Genomic DNA, 4,081 nt, shown 5'->3' with positions numbered 1-4,081 from the left:
TTACCTCTCCCCCCCTCTCGGGCGGGGGTTATTGCACGTTATATGTGTTCCTTATCCGGTACATGACCGCCGAGTGCCGCCCACCAGACTCCCGACCAGCGGCAACACCTGGTGAATGTGGGTTTTGGGCTTATGTGGGTCGAACCCCGCCTACGCCTGGTGGCTTGACGAACTCGACTGGATGCGCACCCCCGGCAAGGGGGAAGAGCCTGGGGAAACTGCACGCTGCGGCCCAAAGCGAGCGCATCAACTACCCCGTCCTCAGGGCCGACGGAACAGGCTCATGGACCGGCAACACCGGAGGGCGCAGGTTCCTCGGCGCCGACCGGATCTACACCATGTACACCGGAGACCCCCACCGCGCAGAGGTGGCGCAGCATATCCAGTACGCCTTCCAGAACCCGCAGGGCACGAATCCGAAGGTGGACAAGCAGGGAAGGCCCATCACCAAGAAGTTCCCCGGAAACTACGACGCGTGCGTGGGAGCACCCAACCCAGGGCAGTGCGTGAAGGTCCCCTTGACCAGGCGGGCCAACAGTGAGCGTGCCCCCGACGGCCCGTTGTTCAACTCCAGGGTCCGGAGCGCTCGGAGAACATATTGCCCGGATCTTCCCGAACAGGGTCCGGGCAAGGAGTGCGACGAATATCCGTTCCGGTCCCCCACCAGGCGATAGGCGTCGACGGCAAGATGGAGAACAACGTCTGGGTTCCGGGGCTTGATCGACAACGGGGTGGGGGCGAAGCGCGGCGGGCGGTAGGTCGTTGCGGCCTCAGCGGCTCACTGCGGTCTCCCGCTCCACGCGCGACAGCTTCTCGGGATTGCGCACGTGGTAGGCGCCGGTGACGTAGCCGTTCTCCACGCGCACCGCCACCACTCCGTCGATCTCCCCATCGACTCGCACGAGCAGCCCAGGGCCGCCATTGATCTGTACCAGCTCGGTCGACCTTTCCGCGTCGCGTTTCCACCAGCCGACGGCCAGTAGGCGAGCCACGTTGTCGACCCCCACAACGGGCCGTAGCAGGGCATGCCTGACTCCGCCGCCGTCGCTCAGGGCGACGACATCCGGCGCGAGGACGTCGAGCAGGCTCTGCAATTCGCCGGTTTCGACCGCTCGCTGGAAGGCCTGGAGTGCGGCTCGGGTCTCGGCCGGGGAGGCGATGCCGCGTGGTCGGCGCGCGGCGACGTGTGCCCGCGCCCGGTAGGCGATCTGGCGGACCGCGGCCGGGCTCTTGTCGACGGCTTCGGCGATCTCGTCGTAGTCCAGATCGAACACCTCGCGCAGCACGAACACCGCCCGCTCGGTCGGCTGAAGCGTCTCCAGCACCAGCAGCATCGCCATCGAGACGCTCTCGGCGAGCTCGACGTCCTCGGCCACATCAGGCGCGGTCAGCAACGGCTCGGGCAACCACGGCCCGACGTAGGACTCCTTACGCCGGCCGAGCGCGCGCAGCCGGTCCAGCGCCTGCCGGGTGACGATCCGCACCAGGTAGGCACGCTCCTCCCGCACAGTGGTCAGATCGACGTCCACCCAGCGCAGCCAGGTCTCCTGCAGGACGTCCTCGGCGTCGGCGGCCGAGCCGAGCATCTCGTAGGCGACGGTGAACAGCAGGTTGCGGTGGGCAACGAACGCCTTGGTAGCCGAGTCCATGGAGTCCACGGAGTCGGCACGATCGAGCGGCTCGGCTGGGTCCGCACTGCGTTCGCTGCGCTCGCTCATGTCCGGCTCCCGCCTGTTCGCTCTTAGCACTGCCACACGCACAAGACGCCGGCCCCTACCGCTTTGTAACACCCACGGCAGGTGGCCTATGTCACATGGCCGCGCTGTTACAGGGATCGGGGCGCCGGCGTCTCGTGGTCGTCAGGACGCCGCGCGAACGATCCGTACGGCACTACGGCACGCAAGATCACGAGTTGAGCTTGAGAAGGGAAGGCCTCACCATGTCCACACCCACGACGACCGACACGACGACCAAGCAGGAGGACCTGCGGTCGCGCATGCCCAACCCCCTCCCCTTCGTCCCCGAGCTTGCAGAAGTCGGCGAAGGCCTGCACAAGGTCCTCAGGAACGGTGCGATTTCCCCGACGACCATCGGCCTGCTGCAGCTGCGCGCCGGGCAGATCCTCGGCAGCACGTACTTCACCATCCGGGAAACCAACAACCTCCGCAGGATCGGGGAATCAGAGGAGCGCATCACCGCCGTGGCCACCTGGCACGACGCCACCTACTTCACCGACGCCGAACGGGTCGCGCTGGCGCTGGTGGAGGCCGTCCTCACCCCGAACCCGTCCGGGGAGCGCGTCCCCGACGAGCTGTACGCCAAGGCGTCCGCGCACTACGACGACAAGGCGATGTGGACGCTCATCATGGCGATCGCCCACATCGGCTTCTTCACCCCCGCCGCTCTCATCGCCAAGCCGATCCCCGGTATGCCCCCCGGCCAGAACTACAGCGAGTAAGAAGGGCATACAGCATGAGCATCGATAGGTTCGCGGTGGCAGGGGCAACCGGGCGGCTGGGCCGCCACGTCGTCGACGTCCTCACCGAACGGGGGCACCAGGTCGTGCCGATGTCCCGAGCCACCGGCGTGGACATCATCACCGGTGATGGCCTGGCCGAGGCCCTCACCGGGATCGAGGCCATCATCGACGTCGCCTCCTGGCATGCCTCCGACCAGGAGGCGGCGACGGAGTTCTTCCGCACGTCGGCCCGCAATCTGCACGAGTACGGTCAGAAGGCGGGGGTCGCCCAGATCGCCATGGCGTCCATCATCGGCGTCGACAAGGCCACCGCCGGTTTCGTCGCCGCCAAGAAGGTGCACGAGGAACTCCTCCTGTCCGGCCCGCTCCCCGTCCGCATCCTGCGGGCCGCGCAGTTCCACGAATTCGTCGGTCAGATCCTGGACTGGCAGCAGGGCGACGTCGCCTACATCCCGGCCCTGCCCACCCAGCTCGTGGCCTGCCGCACCGTGGCCGAGACACTGGTCGACCTGGCCACCGACCTCGACGCGCCCGCCCGAGGAACACCGATCCCTGAGATCGCCGGACCCCGCAAGGAGACCATGGCGGAGGCGGCCCAACTCCTCGGCGCCCGCCGAGGCATCAAGGTCGTCGGCGTCGACGGCTCCAGCATGCCCGATGCCGAGATCGCCGCCAACGGCGGGTTCCTGCCCAGCCCGCACGCCAAGCTCGCCGGACCCACTTTCCAGGAGTGGCTCGACACCCAACCCTGAGCAGTCCGTACGGCACGGCCTTGCCCTTGTTCTCGGAACGCCACGGCCCGGAACTTCGAGAACAAGGGCTTCCTCCGAACCTCGCCCTCGGGGACTCATCGGGGACTCAGTAGTTCCCTCCGAGCCAAATGCACAGTCCGATCTCTTTGGGCGCCTGGATTCGTCACCGCATCCTCAGGCGGAACGGGCTCAACCCGGTCGAGGAGCTGGCCCGGGCTCGCGATGGCGAGGGTGTGGTGCGGGTGGAGACGCCGTTCGGCCTACCCGCATACCTGGTCTGCCGCCAGGAGGACGTTCGCCAGGTGCTGGCGGATCCGGCCCGGTTCAGCAGCGCCCTGACGCCGTTCCCAGGATCTGGGCAGATGAACGCCGACGAGCTGGCCACGATGCGGGCCGGGAAGCTGATCGGATTCGACCCGCCCGAGCACACGCGGTTGCGCCGGATGCTCACCCCGGAGTTCACGGTACGCCGGATGCGCAGGCTCGAGCCGCGGATCACCGAGATCGTCCAAGCGGCCCTGGACGATCTGGAGCGGGCCGGCAAGCCGGCCGATCTGGTGGCGCACTTCGCGCTGCCGGTGCCATCGCTGGTGATCTGCGAGCTGCTGGGCGTGCCGCATGCCGACCGCGCCGAGTTCCACGAGCGTGCCGTGCGCCTGCTGGATGTGTCGTTGCCGACGGAGCAGCGGAACGCGGCACAGCGGGAGGACCGCGCCTACATGGCCGACCTCGTGGCCCGCGCGCAGGCGGACCCGGGCGAGGACATGCTGGGCATGCTGGTGCGCGAGCACGGCCACGATCTCAGTACCGACGAGCTGATCGGCATCGCGGGACTGCTGCTGCTGGCCGG

At 67.9% G+C, this 4,081-nt stretch carries 4 protein-coding genes and 1 pseudogene; 4 read left to right on the top strand and 1 reads right to left on the bottom strand.

Going from position 1 to position 4,081, the window contains the following annotated elements; genetic code table 11:
- Positions 1-164: 164 nt before the first annotated feature.
- Positions 165-674, top strand: a complete 510-nt coding sequence (locus tag ABZU75_RS45605; RefSeq protein WP_355569565.1) for a hypothetical protein — start codon at positions 165-167, stop codon at positions 672-674.
- 96 nt (positions 675-770) lie between these two features.
- On the opposite strand, the gene ABZU75_RS45600 is transcribed toward ABZU75_RS45605, so the two are convergent.
- On the bottom strand, positions 771-1,649 hold the full coding sequence (locus ABZU75_RS45600) for an RNA polymerase sigma-70 factor (RefSeq protein ID WP_355569568.1): 879 nt from the start codon (positions 1,647-1,649) through the stop codon (positions 771-773).
- Positions 1,650-1,939: 290 nt separating this feature from the next.
- On the opposite strand from ABZU75_RS45600, the gene ABZU75_RS45595 reads away from it, so the two are divergent.
- From ABZU75_RS45595 to ABZU75_RS45585, 3 genes and pseudogenes are all read left to right on the top strand, one after another.
- Complete coding sequence (locus ABZU75_RS45595) at positions 1,940-2,458, top strand: carboxymuconolactone decarboxylase family protein (RefSeq protein ID WP_355569562.1); 519 nt, start codon at positions 1,940-1,942, stop codon at positions 2,456-2,458.
- 14 nt (positions 2,459-2,472) lie between these two features.
- Complete coding sequence (locus ABZU75_RS45590) at positions 2,473-3,231, top strand: NAD(P)H-binding protein (protein WP_355569559.1); 759 nt, start codon at positions 2,473-2,475, stop codon at positions 3,229-3,231.
- 146 nt (positions 3,232-3,377) lie between these two features.
- A pseudogene (locus ABZU75_RS45585) lies at positions 3,378-4,081 on the top strand (cytochrome P450); the annotation flags it as partial.

The organism is Streptosporangium sp. NPDC005286, from assembly GCF_040607515.1.
GTDB lineage: Bacteria > Actinomycetota > Actinomycetes > Streptosporangiales > Streptosporangiaceae > Streptosporangium.
The sequence above is the reverse complement of the archived record's forward strand: the minus strand, read 5'-3'. Positions and strand labels throughout refer to the sequence as shown.